Source organism: Lysinibacillus sp. LK3, from assembly GCF_001043675.1.
Taxonomy (GTDB): domain Bacteria; phylum Bacillota; class Bacilli; order Bacillales_A; family Planococcaceae; genus Lysinibacillus; species Lysinibacillus capsici.
The window spans coordinates 1-19,623 of record NZ_LDUJ01000005.1; the positions used below are offsets into that span (position 1 = coordinate 1).

General features: G+C 38.0%; 16 protein-coding genes and 1 other annotated feature. Of the genes, 14 read left to right on the plus strand and 2 right to left on the minus strand.

Features of this window, described 5'->3' with window-relative positions:
- Positions 1-275: 275 nt before the first annotated feature.
- From guaB to asnB, 3 genes are all read left to right on the plus strand, one after another.
- Positions 276-1,739 (plus strand): IMP dehydrogenase, encoded by a 1,464-nt coding sequence (gene guaB, locus VK91_RS03910; RefSeq protein ID WP_004233999.1) that lies wholly within the window; start codon positions 276-278, stop codon positions 1,737-1,739.
- A 141-nt stretch (positions 1,740-1,880) separates the two neighbouring features.
- A complete protein-coding gene (locus VK91_RS03915; RefSeq protein WP_081010913.1) occupies positions 1,881-3,212 on the plus strand; it encodes a D-alanyl-D-alanine carboxypeptidase family protein in 1,332 nt (443 codons plus the stop codon).
- Positions 3,213-3,311: 99 nt separating this feature from the next.
- Positions 3,312-5,150 carry an asparagine synthase (glutamine-hydrolyzing) gene (gene asnB, locus VK91_RS03920; RefSeq protein ID WP_048390980.1) on the plus strand — a complete coding sequence of 613 codons (1,839 nt, stop codon included), beginning with the start codon at positions 3,312-3,314 and terminating at the stop codon, positions 5,148-5,150.
- Positions 5,151-5,165: 15 nt separating this feature from the next.
- On the opposite strand, the gene VK91_RS03925 is transcribed toward asnB, so the two are convergent.
- Complete coding sequence (locus tag VK91_RS03925) at positions 5,166-6,584, minus strand: PLP-dependent aminotransferase family protein (protein WP_082148118.1); 1,419 nt, start codon at positions 6,582-6,584, stop codon at positions 5,166-5,168.
- 102 nt (positions 6,585-6,686) lie between these two features.
- Between VK91_RS03925 and pdxS the strand changes: the two genes are divergently transcribed.
- From pdxS to VK91_RS03955, 6 genes are all read left to right on the plus strand, one after another.
- A complete protein-coding gene (pdxS, locus tag VK91_RS03930) occupies positions 6,687-7,571 on the plus strand; it encodes a pyridoxal 5'-phosphate synthase lyase subunit PdxS (RefSeq protein ID WP_036075157.1) in 885 nt (294 codons plus the stop codon).
- Between the two features lies 1 nt (position 7,572).
- Positions 7,573-8,136, plus strand: coding sequence for a pyridoxal 5'-phosphate synthase glutaminase subunit PdxT (gene pdxT / locus VK91_RS03935; protein WP_048390983.1), 564 nt, complete (start codon positions 7,573-7,575; stop codon positions 8,134-8,136).
- Between the two features lie 49 nt (positions 8,137-8,185).
- Positions 8,186-8,405 (plus strand) — a binding site (T-box leader).
- Positions 8,406-8,480: 75 nt separating this feature from the next.
- The gene (gene serS / locus VK91_RS03940) at positions 8,481-9,761 is read left to right on the plus strand and encodes a serine--tRNA ligase (RefSeq protein ID WP_048390985.1); all 1,281 of its coding nucleotides are present in this window, start codon (positions 8,481-8,483) and stop codon (positions 9,759-9,761) included.
- Between the two features lie 141 nt (positions 9,762-9,902).
- Entirely contained in the window at positions 9,903-11,237 is a 1,335-nt protein-coding gene (locus tag VK91_RS03945) for a sigma 54-interacting transcriptional regulator (RefSeq protein WP_048390988.1), read from the plus strand.
- Between the two features lie 108 nt (positions 11,238-11,345).
- Positions 11,346-12,677 (plus strand): branched-chain amino acid transport system II carrier protein, encoded by a 1,332-nt coding sequence (gene brnQ, locus VK91_RS03950; protein ID WP_048390990.1) that lies wholly within the window; start codon positions 11,346-11,348, stop codon positions 12,675-12,677.
- A complete protein-coding gene (locus tag VK91_RS03955; RefSeq protein WP_048390992.1) occupies positions 12,674-14,269 on the plus strand; it encodes an amidohydrolase in 1,596 nt (531 codons plus the stop codon). Before brnQ ends, VK91_RS03955 begins: the two co-directional genes overlap by 4 nt.
- A 95-nt stretch (positions 14,270-14,364) precedes the next feature.
- On the opposite strand, the gene tadA is transcribed toward VK91_RS03955, so the two are convergent.
- Positions 14,365-14,880: a tRNA adenosine(34) deaminase TadA gene (gene tadA, locus VK91_RS03960; RefSeq protein ID WP_081010911.1), complete on the minus strand. Its 516-nt coding sequence runs from the start codon at positions 14,878-14,880 to the stop codon at positions 14,365-14,367.
- A gap of 223 nt (positions 14,881-15,103) precedes the next feature.
- On the opposite strand from tadA, the gene VK91_RS03965 reads away from it, so the two are divergent.
- The 5 genes from VK91_RS03965 (at position 15,104) to VK91_RS03985 (ending at position 19,543) form a co-directional block, all read left to right on the plus strand.
- A complete protein-coding gene (locus VK91_RS03965; RefSeq protein ID WP_004233978.1) occupies positions 15,104-15,439 on the plus strand; it encodes a metalloregulator ArsR/SmtB family transcription factor in 336 nt (111 codons plus the stop codon).
- A 20-nt stretch (positions 15,440-15,459) separates the two neighbouring features.
- On the plus strand, positions 15,460-16,413 hold the full coding sequence (locus VK91_RS03970) for a cation diffusion facilitator family transporter (protein WP_004233977.1): 954 nt from the start codon (positions 15,460-15,462) through the stop codon (positions 16,411-16,413).
- A gap of 66 nt (positions 16,414-16,479) precedes the next feature.
- Positions 16,480-16,812: a metal-sensing transcriptional repressor gene (locus VK91_RS03975; protein ID WP_048390994.1), complete on the plus strand. Its 333-nt coding sequence runs from the start codon at positions 16,480-16,482 to the stop codon at positions 16,810-16,812.
- A gap of 31 nt (positions 16,813-16,843) precedes the next feature.
- On the plus strand, positions 16,844-17,050 hold the full coding sequence (copZ, locus tag VK91_RS03980) for a copper chaperone CopZ (RefSeq protein WP_048390996.1): 207 nt from the start codon (positions 16,844-16,846) through the stop codon (positions 17,048-17,050).
- An 81-nt stretch (positions 17,051-17,131) separates the two neighbouring features.
- On the plus strand, positions 17,132-19,543 hold the full coding sequence (locus VK91_RS03985; RefSeq protein ID WP_048390999.1) for a heavy metal translocating P-type ATPase: 2,412 nt from the start codon (positions 17,132-17,134) through the stop codon (positions 19,541-19,543).
- Positions 19,544-19,623 lie beyond the last annotated feature (80 nt).

Below are 19,623 nucleotides of genomic sequence, written 5' to 3' on the forward strand. Positions count from 1 at the left end.
AGGCAATAAAACAGTCAGCTGTATGCTGGCTGTTTTTTTACTTTCTCTTTTGATAACTTTTAACTCTACTAAAGAGATTGTTCAAAAGTGTTTTCTGAATTTAAAAAATGCAAATAAATGCCTCGAAAATGTAGTTAATTATTTGTATTGTTTATCTTAATTGTTATTTGTTAAAAATCTGAATTGTCTTTCTTTTATAAGTTCCTTGACAGTAGCAGTCCACGTTGTTAATCTTACAATTAATATTCTTTTAACTATAGGAGGAAGTTACGAAAATGTGGGAGACTAAATTTGCCAAAGAAGGTTTAACTTTTGATGATGTATTATTAGTACCAGCTCATTCCGAAGTACTACCGAAAGATGTTGATTTATCTGTTCAATTAACACCAAAGATTAAATTAAACATCCCAATGGTCAGCGCAGGTATGGATACAGTTACAGAGTCTAAAATGGCGATTGCTATGGCACGTCAAGGCGGTATCGGTATTATCCATAAAAACATGGGGATTGATGAGCAAGCTGAACAAGTAGAAAAAGTAAAACGTTCTGAAAATGGTGTTATTACAAACCCATTCTTCTTAACTCCGACACATCAAGTTTTCGATGCTGAGCATCTAATGGGTAAATACCGAATCTCTGGTGTTCCTATTGTTGATAGTATGGAAAATCAAAAGCTAGTAGGGATTATTACAAACCGTGATTTACGTTTTATCTCTGACTACTCTTTAAAAATTGAAGATGTAATGACAAAAGAAGATTTGATTACAGCACCAGTGGGAACGACTTTAGAGGATGCTGAAAAAATTCTTCAACAATATAAAATCGAAAAGCTTCCAATTGTAGATGAAGAAGGTAGATTAACTGGACTTATTACAATTAAGGATATCGAGAAAGTGATTGAATTCCCGAATGCTGCGAAAGATACACATGGCCGTTTACTAGTAGGCGCGGCAGTTGGTGTATCAAAAGATACGATGGTACGTATTGAGAAGCTTGTTGAAGCACAAGTTGACATTGTTGTAATCGATACGGCCCATGGTCATTCAGAAGGCGTATTACAAACAATTCGCTCAATCCGTGAGACTTACCCTGAGCTAGAAATCATCGCTGGTAATGTTGCTACTGGAGAAGGCGCACGTGCATTATTTGAAGCAGGAGCAGATGTTGTTAAAGTAGGTATCGGTCCTGGTTCTATTTGTACTACACGTGTTGTAGCAGGTGTAGGTGTACCACAAATTACAGCAGTATATGATTGTGCTACAGTAGCTCGTGAGCTAGGTAAAACAATAATTGCTGATGGTGGTATTAAATACTCTGGTGATATCGTAAAAGCTTTAGCAGCTGGAGGCAACGTTGTAATGCTTGGTTCTCTTCTAGCAGGTACATCTGAATCTCCTGGAGAAACAGAAATTTTCCAAGGCCGTCGCTTTAAAGTTTATCGTGGTATGGGTTCTATCGGCGCAATGGAAAAAGGTTCTAAAGATCGTTACTTCCAAGAGGATGCAAAAAAATTAGTACCTGAAGGTATTGAAGGCCGTCTTCCTTATAAAGGACCATTAGCTGATACAATCTACCAACTGATTGGTGGTATTCGCGCTGGTATGGGTTATTGTGGAGCTCCACATCTGGAGCACCTACGCGAGAATGCACAATTTGTTAGAATGACAGGTGCTGGTCTTCGTGAATCACATCCACATGATGTACAGATTACAAAAGAATCACCAAACTATTCCATGTAATATATTACTTGCAACTTTTATGCTTTCGCATCGTCTACAAAGATGGCGCGAGAGCATTTTTTTATGGTAGAGAGTCAACACGTTTGTTGTTATCTATGATAAAATGTCGAGGACAAGATTATTTTTTGGAGGGCTTTAAAGGTGAAAAAGAAAATGAACACCGTATTACGCTTACTCCTAATTCCTGTTTTATTATTTAGTATTTTTGCAGGTATTCCTGCAAAGGCAAATGCGGAAACAGATTTAGGATTAACAGTGGATGCTGCGATTTTAATTGATGCAGATTCAGGGAAAATTTTATTTGAACAAAATGCAGATACTTCACTAGGTATTGCAAGTATGACAAAGATGATGACTGAATACCTGTTATTGGACGCGATTGATGCAGGGAAAGTTAAATGGGATCAAGAATATCACGTAACAGATTATACGTATCGTATGTCTCAAAATCGTGCATTAAGTAATGTACCTTTACGTAGAGATGGCTCTTATACGATTCGTGAGTTATATGAGGCAATGGCAATCTATTCAGCAAATGCAGCAACCGTAGCTATTGCTGAAACGATCGCAGGTTCTGAAACTGAATTTTTAAAGTTAATGAATAAAAAAGCAGAAGAACTTGGTTTAGAGGGCTATAAATTTGTCAATTCTACTGGTCTTAATAATGCTGATTTATTTGGTATGCACCCATCAGGCACAGGCCCAGAAGATGAGAATGTGATGCCTGCAAAATCTGTAGCAAAATTAGCATATCATTTATTAAAAGATCACCCAAAGGTATTAGAAACATCTAAAATTGCAAAAAAGACATTCCGTGAAGGAACAGAAGATGCAATTAAAATGTCTAACTGGAACTTTATGTTACCGGGGTTAGTGTATGAATATCAAGGTGTAGATGGATTAAAGACAGGTACAACAAACTTTGCAGGTCACTGCTTCACAGGTACTGCAGAGCGCAATGGTACTCGTTTGATTGCAGTTGTAATGAAAGCTGTTGATGCAAATGGACAAGGGTCCTATGAAGCTCGCTTTGATGCCACAGCAAAATTATTTAACTACGGCTTTTCACAATTCTCAAAGCAAGAAATTTTACCAGGGAACTATACATTCAAAGATCAAAAAACAGTTAAAGTGACAAAAGGTAAAGAAGACAAAGTATCGATTGCAGTAAAAGAACCAATTTCATTTATGATTAAGTCTTCTGATAAAGACTTATATAAACCTACATTGGTTTTAGATAAAAAGAGTTTAGAGGCAGACGTTAAAAAAGGCACTGTTGTAGGAAAGGTCGTTATTGAACGCACAGAAGGCACAGATTACGGCTTTATCGATGGCAAGGATATTTCATCCGATGTTGTCACAACAGAGGCTGTAGAGCGTGCTAGCGGTATCTCATTGTTCTTCCAAGGTGTAGGTAACTTCTTCGGTAATTTATGGGGAGGCATTACAGACTTTGTTGGTGGATTGTTTTAATATTTAAATACGAGCACATGAATGCACTTAAGCATTCATGTGCTTTTTCACATTTTTACACGCTATAGCATACGCTAATAGGCGAAAGGATGTGGCTAAATGTGTGGCATTACAGGCTGGGCTAGTTTTCAAAAGGACTTAAGAACAAGTGACACAATATTAAAATCGATGACGCAAACATTAAATAAGAGAGGGCCAGATGATGAAAATATTTGGTGTAGTGAGCATATTGCATTTGGCCATCGACGGTTGGCTGTTATTGATTTAATCGGTGGCAAACAGCCAATGAAAAAAATCCATGATGGTTTGAACTATGTCATTACATATAATGGCGAACTTTATAATACAGAGGAGCTACGTAAGGAACTTCAAAAAAGAGGGCACAGCTTTACAACACAATCGGATACTGAAGTACTATTAACTGCCTATATTGAATGGAAAGAGCAGTGTGTAGAATTTCTAAATGGTATTTTTGCCTTCGGTGTTTGGGATGAGCAAACACAGTCTTTATTTTTGTGTCGAGACCGACTAGGCGTAAAACCCTTGTATTATACAGAGCAACAAGAAGGTGTACTTTTTGCATCTGAGGTGAAGGCTCTGCTAGCACACCCCACGGTTCAAGCATGTGTAAACGTTGAAGGGTTGGCAAGTATGATGGCTGTAGGACCTTCTAGAGCGCCAGGTAAAACCCTTTTTCAAAATATTGAAGAATTACGACCTGGCTATGCTATGCGATTCTCTAGAGAAGAAGGTTTAAGAAAGTGGCCGTATTGGCAACTACAAAGCCGTAGACATGAAGAAACATTAGGAGAAACAATTGAACATGTTGGTTTTTTGTTAACGGATGCTATAGAACGTCAGCTAGTTTCGGATGTACCCATTTGTACGTTTCTTTCAGGAGGACTAGATTCCAGTATTATTACAGGCATTGCAGCAAATAGATTCCAACAGCAAAACCATCAATTGCATACGTATTCTATTGATTATGAAGATAATGAGCGCTTCTTTAACCCACATTCTTTTCAGACCTCCACGGATACGTACTGGATTCAAAAAATGACAGAAACTTTCAAGACAGCTCACCACGCAGAGGAAATCACTCAGCAACAGTTAATTGATTTATTAGTGGAATCGGTCATTGTTCGTGATTCCCCAGGTATGGCAGATGTAGATTCTTCGTTATTATGGTTTTGTCGTGAAATAAAAAGGGAATTTACTGTAGCGCTATCAGGAGAGTGTGCAGATGAAATTTTTGGTGGTTATCCATGGTTTAAAGATAGGACTACTGGTTTCCCTTGGATCCGTTCATTGTCTGAAAGAAGTGCATTACTCCAAGAGAAGTGGAACAAAAAATTAAAAATTGAAGCCTATGCACAACAACTATATACACAAACAATAGCTGAAGTTCCTTTGCTAGATGGAGAAGGTCTAGCAGAGGCAAAGCACCGTGAAATGTCCTACTTAAATATGCTATGGTTTATGCAGACATTATTAGAGCGGAAGGATCGTATGAGTATGGGGGCAAGTTTAGAGGTACGTGTCCCTTTTGCAGATCATCGGCTTGTAGAATATGCCTGGAATATTCCGTGGGAAATGAAGAATTTAGATGGAATAGAAAAAGGATTACTTCGAAAATCAATGGCACATCTATTGCCGAATGAAGTGTTATATCGTAAAAAAAATCCTTATCCAAAAACATATCATCCTATCTATACAGCAGGAGTGCAAAAATGGTTGAAGGAAATTCTACATGATAAAAATTCAATTTTGCATGAACTATTTGAACGACAAAAGCTTGCGGAGTTAATTGAATCGGGAGGTAGCTCTTTTAAGGTTCCGTGGTATGGGCAATTAATGGCAGGTCCCCAGCTTTTAGCTTATCTAGGGCAAATTCATACTTGGTTTGAGCATTATCAAATTCAATTAATTGAGACTTAATATAAAACGACCCATCTACGTAGATGGGTCGTTTTTTTGTATACTCCAGCAATCCATCAACTGCTCAATGGATGATTCGATTGCTTGTACGGGAATCCCTCCAAAACCTAATAAAAATTGAGCTTGTGAAGATTCATAATGATCTAGTCTATAGGCTGATAATGGATAAATACCGATTTCTGCTTGAGAGGCGAGCTGTTGTAATTGTTTTTCTGAAAATGTGTGTTGAACCTCTAATAAAATATGCATACCCGCTTGTTCACCAGTAATGTTAATGGATGATGAATATTTTTCTAAAATAGAAGTTAGTTTATCATGTTTTTTACGATAAATTTTACGCATACGATTGAGATGCTTTGCAAAATGCCCATCACCCATAAAATTTGCCACAATATGCTGATCAAAACGAGGCACCGTTGATGAGTAATAATTAAAGACATCGTTATAAGTAGCAAGTAGTTTAGGTGGAAGTACAAAATAAGCTACTCGCAAGGATGGCATTAAAGATTTAGTAAAAGTACTCATGTAAATAACTTTATCGTTTCGATCTAATGCGTGTAGGGCAGGAATTGGTTTTCCAGCATAACGAAATTCCGAATCATAATCATCCTCAATAATATAACGAGAGGTGCTTTGTGCCGCCCAATTTAAAGCTTGAGCTCGTCTTGTAGCAGATAATACAGCCCCAGTTGGGAATTGATGTGAGGGTGTAATATACACAACATTAGCATTTGTTTTTTCCAGATCATGAATAATTATGCCCTCTTCATCAACTGCAATTGGATAAACTTTTCGTTTATGCTGCGAAAACATTCGATGGACGGCAGGGTATCCTGGGTTTTCTAATGCAAAGCTGGTGTCCTCACTAAAAAGACGGAGAATCATAGGGAGGAGCTGCTCCGTCCCTGAACCAATAACAATTTGTTCAGGGTGGCATACAACACCACGGGATTGATATAAATAATTAGCAATCTCTGTGCGTAAAGACAGTTCACCTTGTGGTTCCCCTGTTAATAATAGCTCCTTTGAGGTATCGTCAAAAAGCTCTTTTGCATACTTTCTCCATGTTTGAAATGGAAAAGCATCGATATCAATAGATCCTGGATTAAAATCGATTTTGTAAGACTTTTTCTTAGGATATTCATTAATGGACGCCATAGTATCTTGTTGAATGTAGGGCAGTTCATCTATTTCTTCTACAAAATAGCCAATACGTGATTTGGACATAATATAGCCTTCAGCTAATAGCTGAGCATAGGCAATTTCAATTGTTGTTTGGGAAATGTTTAAAAAATCAGCTAATTTTCTTTTTGAAGGCAGTTTTTCTCCTACAGTTATTTTTTTAGAAATAATAGCTTCTTTAATACCGTTATAAAGCTGATCATAAAGCGGTTTATCACTATCTCTTTCAAGCTGGAATAAAAGCATATCCATGATCTGGAACCTCCTGACCCTATAAATATTTTAAAAACTGGATATTTTGATATGGTCAATTTCTATTATACTAAACTTCATCATAAAGGTGGAGGTTAGAAAATGAAACAAACAGGTACAGAGCTAGTAAAGCGTGGAATGGCAGAAATGCAAAAAGGCGGCGTCATTATGGATGTCATTAATGCAGAGCAAGCAAAAATTGCAGAAGCTGCAGGTGCTGTAGCAGTTATGGCATTAGAAAGAGTACCGTCAGATATTCGGAAAGCAGGTGGCGTTGCACGCATGGCCGATCCTCGTATTGTTGAGGAAGTGATGGGGGCTGTAACTATTCCTGTGATGGCCAAAGCACGTATTGGTCATATTGTTGAAGCACGTGTCTTAGAAGCAATGGGTGTTGATTATATTGATGAAAGTGAAGTTTTAACACCAGCTGATGAAGAATACCATTTATTAAAAAGTGAATACACAGTACCGTTTGTGTGTGGCTGTCGTGATTTAGGAGAGGCAGCCCGTCGTATCGGGGAAGGTGCCTCGATGTTACGAACTAAAGGTGAACCAGGTACAGGGAATATTGTGGAGGCCGTTCGCCATATTCGTAAAGTAAATGCACAGGTTCGTAAAGTCGTAGGAATGACAGAGGATGAATTAATGACAGAGGCGAAATTACTAGGAGCTCCTTTCGAGTTATTAAGAGAAATTAAACGTCTTGGTCGTTTACCAGTAGTAAACTTCGCAGCAGGAGGAGTGGCAACGCCTGCTGATGCAGCCTTAATGATGGAACTTGGAGCTGATGGCGTTTTCGTTGGTTCAGGTATTTTTAAATCTGAGAACCCTGAAAAATTTGCACGTGCCATTGTAGAGGCGACTACTCATTATAAAGACTATAAGCTTATTGCGGAAATATCAAAAGAGCTCGGAGTGCCTATGAAGGGGATTGATATTGCACAGCTTGGACACAACGAGCGTATGCAAGAGCGAGGTTGGTAGCATGAAGCGAATTGGTGTATTAGCATTACAAGGAGCAGTTCGTGAGCATATACAAATGTTAGAAGCTCTTGGTTGTGAAGCAATTCAAGTAAAACAAAGAAAGGATTTAGGAAACCTAGATGGACTTGTGTTACCAGGTGGAGAAAGCACAACAATGAGAAAATTGCTGGATCGATTTGATCTGCTAGAGTCAATTCGTGGACTTGCACAGCAAGGATTACCGATGCTTGGTACATGTGCGGGATTAATTTTATTAGCCAAGGATCTAATTGAAGATGAACCACATTTGGCTGTGATGGACGTGACTGTAGCAAGAAACTCATATGGACGTCAGGTGGATAGCTTCGAAGTACAACTAGATATTCCTAAAGTAGGTGTAGGGATTCCAGCAGTATTTATTCGTGCACCTCATATTGAAGCGGTAGGTAAAGGTGTTGAAATTCTTGCACAACATGAAGGGAAAATAATCTTGGCACAAGATGGCCATTTATTGGGTTGTTCGTTTCATCCCGAATTAACAGAGGATACACGAATTCTTGAATATTTTGTAACCTCTATGGTATGACTTGCAAAATTTGTTTTCATATAGTACAGTATGTTTAAATTTTAAATAACTGAACACGATGATGGGAAGTAGTAGCAAGCACGTTTTTTTTAGAGAGTCAGCGGTTGGTGGAAGCTGATAAAAGCACTTGTGAATCCGTCCTGGAGTTGCACAGTCGAAGTGAATGAAGTAGGCTGTAGCCGGCTGAAATGCCGTTATGAAATAAGTGGATTAGGCAGAAATATGTCTAGTCAATTAGGGTGGCAACGCGGGTAGCTCTCGTCCCTTTTTAGGGATGAGGGCTTTTTTGTGTTCATTTCGCTGCAACGATTTTCCATCATGAAGAAACTATTGGAGGTATGAAGATGTTAGATATTAAACGCGTCCGTGAGAATTTCACGGAAATTAAAGAGATGTTATTAACACGTAATGAAGACTTGGGAAACTTAGATGACTTTGAAGACTTAGATGCAAAACGTCGTGAATTGATTGCCAAAACAGAAGAATTAAAAGCAGAACGCAATAAAGTATCTGAACAAATCTCAGTTATGAAACGCAACAAAGAAAATGCTGATGAAGTCATTGCTCGTATGCGTCAGGTTGGCGATGAAATTAAAGAATTAGATGTACAATTAAATGATGTTGAAGAGCGCTTTAAAGATATGATGATGCGTTTACCAAACATCCCACATGAATCTGTACCAGTAGGCACTACAGAGGATGACAATGTTGAAGAATATACGTGGGGTGAAATTCCGACATTTGATTTTGATATTAAAGCACACTGGGACCTTGCTACGGATTTAAAAATTGTAGACTTTGAGCGCGGCGCGAAAGTAACAGGTAGCCGTTTCTTATTCTATCGTGGTCTTGGTGCTCGTTTAGAACGAGCATTAATGACATTCATGATGGATTTACATGCAGAGGAGCATGGTTACGAGGAAATGCTACCACCTGTCATTGTTAATCGAGATAGCCTAACAGGTACAGGGCAACTTCCGAAATTTGAGGAAGATGTATTCAAATTAGAGGAAACAGATTATTTTATGATTCCAACTGCAGAAGTACCAGTAACGAACTTCTATCGAGATGAGATTTTACCGGCTGAAGCTTTACCACAAGGCTTTGCAGCGTATAGTGCTTGCTTCCGTTCAGAAGCGGGATCTGCAGGTCGTGATACACGTGGATTAATTCGTCAACACCAGTTCAATAAAGTAGAATTAGTACGTTTTGTAAAACCAGAGGAGTCATACGAACAATTAGAGCTACTAACAAGTCATGCAGAAAAAGTATTACAATTACTAGGCTTACCATATCGTAAGTTAAAAATGTGTACAGCTGATTTAGGTTTTACTGCAGCGAAAAAATATGATTTAGAAGTTTGGATTCCTGCACAAAACATGTACCGTGAAATTTCTTCTTGCTCTAACTTTGAGGATTTCCAGGCACGACGAGCAAATATCCGCTTCCGTCGTGAGCCAAATGCAAAACCAGAATATGTGCATACATTAAACGGCTCAGGTCTTGCCATTGGTCGTACAGTTGCTGCTCTTCTAGAAAACTATCAACAAGCTGATGGCAGCGTAGTAATTCCTGAAGTTTTAAGACCTTATATGGGCGGTAAAGAAGTAATCGCACCAAAATAAACGACAGATAAAGCTATTTTAGACAATTCCTTTATGGATGTTCTAAAATAGCTTTTTTGTGTTGCTAAAATTGAAATCTCTCATAATTTTTGAAAATTCGTTATAATGGGTAATATTCATGGGGACAAGGGGGAGAAATTCATGGAATTGCAACAATTTGCACAGGCTTTCAGTGAATTTGATAATGTTTTAATTACAGATGATAAAGGCTGTGCAATCTTTTATGATTTAGCAGATTTAAATATATTATTGGAAATCGGCTTAACACCAGATGAATTTTTTCACAGCACAGTGACTGATAATTATCAAAATTTATCACCTGAGACAAGTACTGTTTTTCAAGTCATACAAACAGGGCAGCCAGTTTTATACTATGAACAACAACTGACAACATTGAATGGTTTTAGTTATTTATCACTGAGTTCGACCTATCCCATTATGGAGCATGGAAAAGCCATTGGTGCCATTGAATTTTCAAAACATTTTTATGAAACTAAGCAAATTAAATACTTAGATAATTTCCTGGGACATAAATTATATCGAGATAATCATACAACCTATCGTTTAGAGGATTACATTACAACAAACGCCGAAATGAAAACTCAACTTGAAAAGGCACATCGTAGTGCTCAAAAAAGTGCACCAGTTTTACTAACTGGGGAAACTGGAACTGGGAAAGATATAATCGCACAAGGCATACACAATGAAAGTGAACGCTATACAAAGCCGTTTATTACTTTGAACTGCTCAACATTAACAGAGGATAATATATTTACTCAGCTATACGGCTCGGACAATGAAGCAAAAAGTGGAAAGTTACAGGAGGCTAATGGAGGGACGCTACTCATTGACCACCTTAATTTATTGGATATATCTTTGCAAGCGAAACTTTTACATGCGGTAGATATAAAAGTGTTAAATGGTGAGCCCTTGGATATACGGTATATTACTACTGTCAATGAAGATGTGGACAAACTATTAGCTGAAAAAAGGCTACGTGAGGACTTATTTTATCGCTTAAATGTTCTTCAAATTGATTTGCCTCCGCTAAGATTAAGGAAGGAAGATATTCCATTTATCCTTGATTTTTATATACAATTTTACAATGAACATACACTACAGAAAAATGTAAGCTATTGTAATGAAGTAATTCAGTTATTTTATGCCTATCATTGGCCTGGGAATGTGCGTGAACTAAAAAATGCCCTTGAATCGGCATATAATAATTTGCTTGGGGATGAAATACTTGTTGAACATGTTCCAGAGAGGATTAAAAAAAATATTCAACATTCAACTCAATCGATCATGCAAAACAACCAATCTGGACATTTACGAGATTTAACGGAAGCCTACGAGCGTCTAATTATAGCGGAAAAGTTGCGTGAAACTGATGGACGATTAGCGGAAACAGCTAGACGTTTAGGTATTTCTCGTCAATTACTAAAATATAAGTGTTTAAAATATGAATTGTTGTAAAAAAATTTTTACAAAAAGGGGATAAAAATTTATCTCCTTTTTTCGTGTTATTAAATTTTTTATTATTTAGATAAATCTTCTGTAAACGATTATAAAGGGGTTGAGGATATGTCTAAAGTTGTGCAGCATACGATAATCGTGGGGCTAGCCTTATTTGCTATATTTTTTGGTGCTGGGAATTTAATATTTCCGCCATCCATAGGAAATAGTGCAGGGGAATCATGGATCTCCGCTCTGATTGGCTTTAGCTTAACGGGTGTTATTTTACCTGTGCTTGCGGTGTATGCAATTTATAATACTGGGGGAACTGTGGAAGCGCTCACAAGACCAATCGGAAATTGGTTTTATAAAGCCTTTAATACGGTCATGATGGTTTGTATTGGGATGGTTGTCACAATACCGAGGATGTCAGCGACAACTCATGAATTAGGAGTATCACAAATTATTCCGAACGTACCTTTAATGGTGTCAGTATTAGCATTTTTCGCGATTTGCTTTTACTTTGCGATGGACCAATCAAATGTGATTGATAAGATTGGAAAATGGTTGACGCCTGTTCTTGTTCTTATCCTTATTATCCTCATTGGTAAAGGGGTATTAGACCCAATAGGAGCGGCAATTAATACAGGAGCAGAAAGGGTTTTTGCCAACTCCATAATAGCAGCATATCAAACAGGAGATGTGGGAACAGGTATTCTTTGTGCGCCAATCTTTTTAGCAGCAATAGTTGGCTATGGCTATAAAGGGAAACAATCTAAAAAGGTCGCGCTTGGTGGAATGGCTATTGCTGCAATAGGGTTAATTGCAGTATATGGTGGCCTGCTCTATTTAGGGGCTACAAGTAGTGGCATCATCACAAATCCTGGCAGTGATACAGAACTATTAGCGGGCATTGCCTTTAGTGTCATTGGTAATTTGGGTAAAGCGTTACTAGCTATATGTGTTGTTTTTGCCTGCTTAACATCAGCGATTGGCGTCATGGTCATATCCTCACAGTTTTTAAATGAACTAACAAAAGAGAAGCTTGGCTATAGAACGTGGGTCTTTATTATGTGTGTAGTAGGCGCAACTATTGGCTCCTTAGGTGTAGGTGCCATCGTCGAAATTACATTGCCGATTTTTTTGGTAATTTATCCAGTCATTATTATACTTGTGCTACTGGGTGCCTTTGATCGTTTTGTACCAAATGCAGGAGCCTATAAAGGAACTGTACTATTTGCATTTCTAGTAAGCGTCGTTGAAACATTTGCTAGCTATGAAATTACGATACCTGGTGTGACACAGTTGGTCATGCATTTACCATTGCAGTCTAGTGGATTTGCTTGGATTATGCCATCTATTGTTGGCTTTATTATCGGTACTATTTTGCATAAGGTGCTGAAAGCAGAAGATCCTGAAAAATCTACTTTTGGTATAGAAGAAATAGGAGTTGAAAAATGATGAAAATTATTTGTAACGCAAAGATATATACAGCAGATACTATTCAGCCATCTGCAACTGCTATGGTAATCGAAGGAGGAAAGATACTTTGGATTGGACAACAGGAAGATTTACCCCCCTATCAGGGAGAAATAATAGATGTACAAGGAAAGGTCATTATCCCTGGGATTATTGACGCTCATATGCATCCGATTATGTTAGCGGATGTTATGGAACAAGTGGCTTGTTTACCTCCATATATTTATTCTATTGAGGATATAATTAATGCATTAGCAAACTATGATGCAAGTCAGCGGGGATGGCTATTAGGCTGGGGCTATGATGAAGGGAAACTAAAGGAAAGAAGAGCGCCTTTAAAAGAGGACTTAGACCGTGCCTCTACAGAGTTACCTGTCATTGTTATGCGTACATGTGGTCATATTATATCGGTTAATAGTAAAGCATTAGCAATCGCAGGTATTACGAAGGATACGCTTGATCCACAAGGTGGACAAATCGATCGGGATGAAAATGGAGAACCTACAGGCGTACTGCGTGAAAATGCACGTAATCTAGTACTACAGCATTTACCTACACCATCTGAAGAAGAGATTGTCAAAAGGCTCCTAAAGCTATCACAGACTTTGGCATCCTATGGTGTAACAAGTATTACAGAATTAATGGCCACGGTAGCACCAATTGATTATTTAGGCCTGTATCGTAAAGCCCGAGAAAAAGGCTTTAAGCAACGCGTAGCAGTTTATTATATCTGGGAAGATATTCAACGATATGAGCTGTTGACAGCAAATACTATTGATCGTTCTGCAGGAGTCTATATCGGAGGCATTAAGCTATTTTCGGATGGCAGTGTTTCAGGACGTACAGCACTTGTTTCTGAGCCATTTTTGGGAAGTGATGAAAAAGGCATAGCAATGACTTCGAAAGAGGAGCTGCTAGCGGCTGCTGCGGTAGCAAAAGAATATGGTATTCAATTAGTGGTTCATGCAATGGGGGACAGAGCCATTGATCTAATTGTCGACACATTTTATGAGGAAAAGGCTTGGTTAACAGATGCACCGTCTGTTCGTATTGAGCATGCAGCCATGCCATCTAAAAGTGCCTTGCAAAAAGCTGCTGAATGGGGGATAGGCTTTGTGCCACAACCCATCTTCTTATTTTGTGAAATTGAGAGTTATTTAGAGAATCTAGGGCTAGAAAAAACACAGACATTATATGGTGTACAAACATTTCTCAAGAGGGGGATTGCGACAGCGCTCTCTTCAGATGCGCCAGCTACATCATGGGCAGAAGCGGCTAATCCCTTTGTTACGATACAAGCAGCTGTTACACGAACAGCCTATGATGGAACAGATTTAGGTACCGTAGAAAAAATCTCTGTAGAGGAGGCATTACAGCTATACACAGTTGATGCCAAGACGATGATTCGTATGGAGAACGTTGGTCAGTTAAAAGAGGGCTATGAAGCTAATTTTGTTGTACTAACAGACGATTTGCTGACGCTTTCACATAACCAGCTTATGCATGTAAAACCTTTCGCTACATATATCGAAGGAGAATGTGTTTTTACACAATCCACTATTCAAGCTCAATAAATTAGTTATGAAGATGGTCGCTGCTACGACATATTTCATATATATCGCCATTCCCTTAAATATTAAAGAAGGTGTCTCATTAGGAGGCACCTTCTTTAAAGACCATTTACATCGTTGGAAGCTAATCGTGCTTTTTTCTCAGCTTTTTTACGGTCTCGTAATGCCTTAAAAAAGTCTGTTAAAATTTGACCACATTCCTCGGCTAAAATCCCTTCTGTTACATCACATTCATGATTAAAGCGTTCATCATTTAATAAATGGTAAAGAGAATCTACACAGCCAGCTTTTTGATCTCTTGCCCCATAAACAACTCGGGGTACACGTGATTGGAGAATGGCTCCTGCACACATTGGACAAGGCTCCAATGTAACATAAAGAGTAGTATCCTCCAGTCGCCAACTCCCTATTTTTTTGCAGGCTTCTTGAATCACTAACAGCTCCGCATGTGTTGTTGCATTTTGCGTTGTTTCTCTTAAATTATGCGCACGTGCAATGATTTTTCCTTCATAAACAAGTACTGCACCAATTGGTACTTCCCCAAGTAATGCAGCCTGTTGAGCTTCCTCTAATGCTTGTTTCATAAATAAACGATCTGCGTCAAAAATATCCACTCATATCTCTCCTTAACAGTAGTGTAGCGTGCTGAATTGGTAATTGCTACTTTTAACTTCTTTTCGGATGTTATATTCATCTAAAATCATTGCAGCCATGCGTAAGCGATTGATATGTAATATGTCGAAGCATAAATACTTGTTGACATTCCTTATATATCCATATATATTTATATATGAACACATGCTCATATATAAATATTGAAGAATGGGGTAAACTTCTATGGATGAAAAATTAAACAGTTCAGAAATGCAAAAAAATATTGATCAGCATTTAGATGAAGAGACATTATTTGTAGTATCTCAGACTTTTAAAGCCTTGAGTGATCCAACACGAATTCGTATTTTAAACTTACTTTGTTCAGATGAACATTCTGTTAATGATATTGCAGAAATTTTAGATTTAGGCCAATCAACCGTTTCCCACCAATTACGCTTTCTTAAAAATTTAAGATTGGTGAAATTTAGGAGAGAAGGAACAACCATATATTATTCTAAGGACGATGATCACATTATGAATTTATTGAAGCAGGCTATTGAGCATGCGGCTCATAACTAAAATGAAATGGGGGAATAACAATGGGACATCAACACGACCATGGCCATGATCATACACATGGTGCAAATAAAAAGGTATTATTACTGTCGTTTATTATTATTACAGGGTATATGGTAGTGGAAGCCATTGGTGGCTTTTTAACAAATAGTTTGGCTCTTTTATCAGATGCAGGGCATATGTTAAGCGACTCTATCTCTTTAGGCATAGCAATGTTAGCTTTTATGTTTGGGGAAAAAGCTGCAAGCTATAGTAAGACATACGGCTATAAACGATTTGAGATTCTAGCTGCAGTATTGAATGGCATTACATTAATAGGAATCGCATTATTTATTTTCTATGAAGCAATTGAACGATTTACAAACCCACCAGAAGTAGCTACAACTGGAATGCTTATAATTAGTATAATTGGTTTGTTCGTAAACATTTTAGTTGCCTGGATTATGATGCGTGGAAGTGATACAAAGGATAATTTAAATATGCGCGGAGCATTTTTACATGTACTAAGTGATATGCTAGGGTCTGTAGGAGCTATTGTTGCGGCACTATTAATTATGTTTTTTGGCTGGGGCTGGGCAGATCCTCTTGCAAGCGTTATTGTTGCATTATTGGTCGTACGAAGTGGCTACCATGTCACAAAAGCCTCCATTCATGTCTTAATGGAGGGGACACCTTCAAATGTAGATGTTCAGGAGATTATTCAGTTAATAGAGCAGACTGATGGAATAGAAAGTATCCACGATTTACACATCTGGACAATTACTAGTGGAACGAATGCATTATCCTGTCATGCGGTTGTAAATGATCAATTGAAAATAGCTGAGAGTGAGCATATCTTGCGGAAAATTGAACATAATCTTCAACATAAGGGCATTAAGCATGTAACAATTCAATTAGAAACATCCTTACATCGACATGATAATTCTATTTTATGTAAATTAGAAAATGACCATGAACATCATCACGATGAAAAATAAAATTTTTTATGACTTGCATACCCTTCTTGGGTATAGTATGATAATTACAAATAGGAGGTGTAGTGAATGGAGGAGACAGTAAAAGAAGAAGCTTGTCATACAGAGGAAGCTACGTCTTGCCGAAAAAGTCATCACCCTGAGCGTGTGAAAAAGGATTTAACAACTCGCTTAAATCGAATTGAAGGTCAGATTCGTGGTATTAAGGGAATGATTGATAAAGACGTTTACTGTGATGATATTATTACGCAACTATCTGCTACACAATCTGCATTAAATAGTGTGGCAAAAATATTATTAGAAGGTCATTTAAAGGGCTGTGTTGTGGATCGTCTATCAGAGGGCGATGAAGCAGTATTAGATGAGTTAGTAATAACGATTCAAAAGTTAATGAAAAAATAGATTGAAAACATACAAAAGGAGAGATTTTATTATGCAAAACGTAACATTAAACGTACAAGGAATGTCATGTGGTCATTGTGTAAACGCAGTTGAAAAAAACGTTGGTGCTTTAGCTGGTGTTGAACAAGTAAAAGTAAATTTAGCAGAAGGTTTAGTTGAGGTTGCATTTGACGATGCACAAGTATCACTTGATCAAATTAAAGAGACAATTGATGATCAAGGCTATGAAGTAAAATAAAATTTGTAGAGTGCTTCTGTGGCACTCTCTTATTTTTAAAAATATATACCCCTAGTCGGTATAAGGAGAGGTGAAAGGTAAATGAGTTCTGATCATAAGGAAGCTAATTTGCAAATTACAGGGATGACATGTGCGGCCTGTGCCACTCGAATAGAAAAAGGTTTAAATAAAATGGATGGTGTAGAACATGCAACAGTAAATTTAGCACTTGAAAAATCATCTATTAAATATGACCCAACTAAACTAAGTGAAGCAGATTTTGAAAAGAAAATAGAAGCACTTGGCTATGGTATTGTTAAACAAAAAGCTGAACTTGATATTACAGGTATGACATGTGCAGCCTGTGCGACTCGCATTGAAAAAGGGTTAAATAAACTAAGTGGTATTTCCTCTGCTAATGTCAACTTAGCACTGGAAAAAGCGATGATCGAGTTTAATCCTTCGGAAGTATCCATCGCAGATATCATTACAAAAGTTGAGAAGCTAGGCTATGGGGCACATCAAAAGGCAGATGAGCAGGAAACAGAGGATCATCGTGAAAAAGCTATCAAACAGCAACAACATAAATTTATTTTATCGGCTATACTTTCTTTACCACTGCTTTGGACGATGGTTGGTCATTTTTCCTTTACGTCATTTTTATATGTTCCAGAATTTCTAATGAATCCATGGGTCCAAATGGTATTGGCTACGCCAGTGCAATTTATTATTGGTAAACAATTTTATGTAGGGGCATATAAAGCATTACGCAATGGTAGTGCAAATATGGATGTGCTTGTTGTGATGGGGACATCAGCGGCCTATTTCTATAGTGTCTATCAAGCGATTGTAACGATAGGATCACATCACGGTCCACATCTTTATTTTGAAACGAGTGCTGTATTAATTACACTTATTTTACTAGGTAAATTGTTTGAGGCAAAGGCAAAAGGACGCTCATCTGAAGCCATAAAAAAACTAATGGGACTTCAGGCAAAGACAGCAATCGTTGTACGTGACGGTATAGAAAAGGAGGTACCATTAGAAGAAGTTATCATTGGCGATATTATTTTAGTGAAACCAGGTGAAAAAATTCCTGTAGATGGTGAGGTAATAGAGGGGACAACAGCTGTTGATGAATCGATGCTAACAGGAGAAAGTCTACCAGTTGATAAAAAGCAAGGTGATCTATTATTTGGCTCAACTATTAACAAAAATGGTTTTATTAAAATGACTGCAACAAAGGTTGGACGTGATACAGCATTAGCACAAATTATTAAAGTGGTCGAAGATGCTCAAGGATCGAAAGCACCTATTCAACGTTTAGCAGATCAGATTTCAGGGATTTTCGTACCTATTGTTGTTGGCATAGCCATTGTAACCTTTTTAATTTGGATTATTTGGGTCCGTCCAGGGGAATTTACACCTGCTTTAGAGGTATTAATCGCAGTTCTTGTCATTGCTTGTCCATGTGCGCTTGGGTTAGCAACACCAACTTCAATAATGGCAGGCTCTGGACGTGCAGCTGAGTTTGGTATTTTATTTAAAGGTGGAGAACATTTAGAGCAAACACAAGGCATAGATACAGTTGTTGTAGATAAAACAGGAACAGTGACACATGGTAAACCTGAGCTTACAGATGTTCTGTTAGCGCCAGAGCAAGATGAAGCACGCTTTTTATCCTTAATCGGAGCAGCAGAGAAGCAGTCAGAGCATCCACTAGCAGAAGCCATTGTTCAAGGCATAGAAAAACGCGGCATAGCTTTAGGTGACGTTCAATTCTTTGAAGCAATACCGGGTTATGGTGTGCAGGCAACTGTCTCAGGTCAAGGTGTTATCATTGGCACACGTAAATTAATGCAACAATATGGTATTCATATTAATGATATTTTACCAACAATGGAGCAACTAGAACGAAATGGTAAGACAGCCATGTTAGCAGCCATTAATGGGCAATATGCAGGTTTAGTAGCTGTGGCTGATACCGTGAAAGATACATCAAAAGAAGCTATTCGTCGTTTACAGGATATGGGTATTACGGTCATCATGATGACTGGTGATAACGAGCGTACTGCTCAAGCAATTGGAACAGAGGTAGGCGTGAATCATGTTATTGCAGAAGTCTTACCAGAAGGTAAAGCTGATGAAGTGAAAAAACTTCAAGCCCAAGGGAAAAAAGTAGCGATGGTTGGTGATGGTATTAATGACGCACCTGCCTTAGCAACAGCGAATATTGGGATGGCAATTGGTACAGGGACAGATGTGGCAATGGAAGCTGCAGATATTACGCTTATTCGTGGAGATTTAAATAGTATCGCGGATGCCATTCTAATGAGTAGAAAAACAATGCGTAATATTAAACAAAATCTATTTTGGGCATTTGCTTATAATACATTAGGTATTCCAATTGCTGCACTCGGTCTGCTTGCTCCATGGGTAGCAGGCGCAGCGATGGCCTTTAGTTCAGTTTCGGTCGTATTAAATGCACTTCGTTTACAACGAGTGAAATTATAAATAAGTATAAAGGCATCGGGAAGTAGATTCTCGATGTCTTTTTTCTATGTCATCATGAGAAGAATATCCCAGGTAAATTT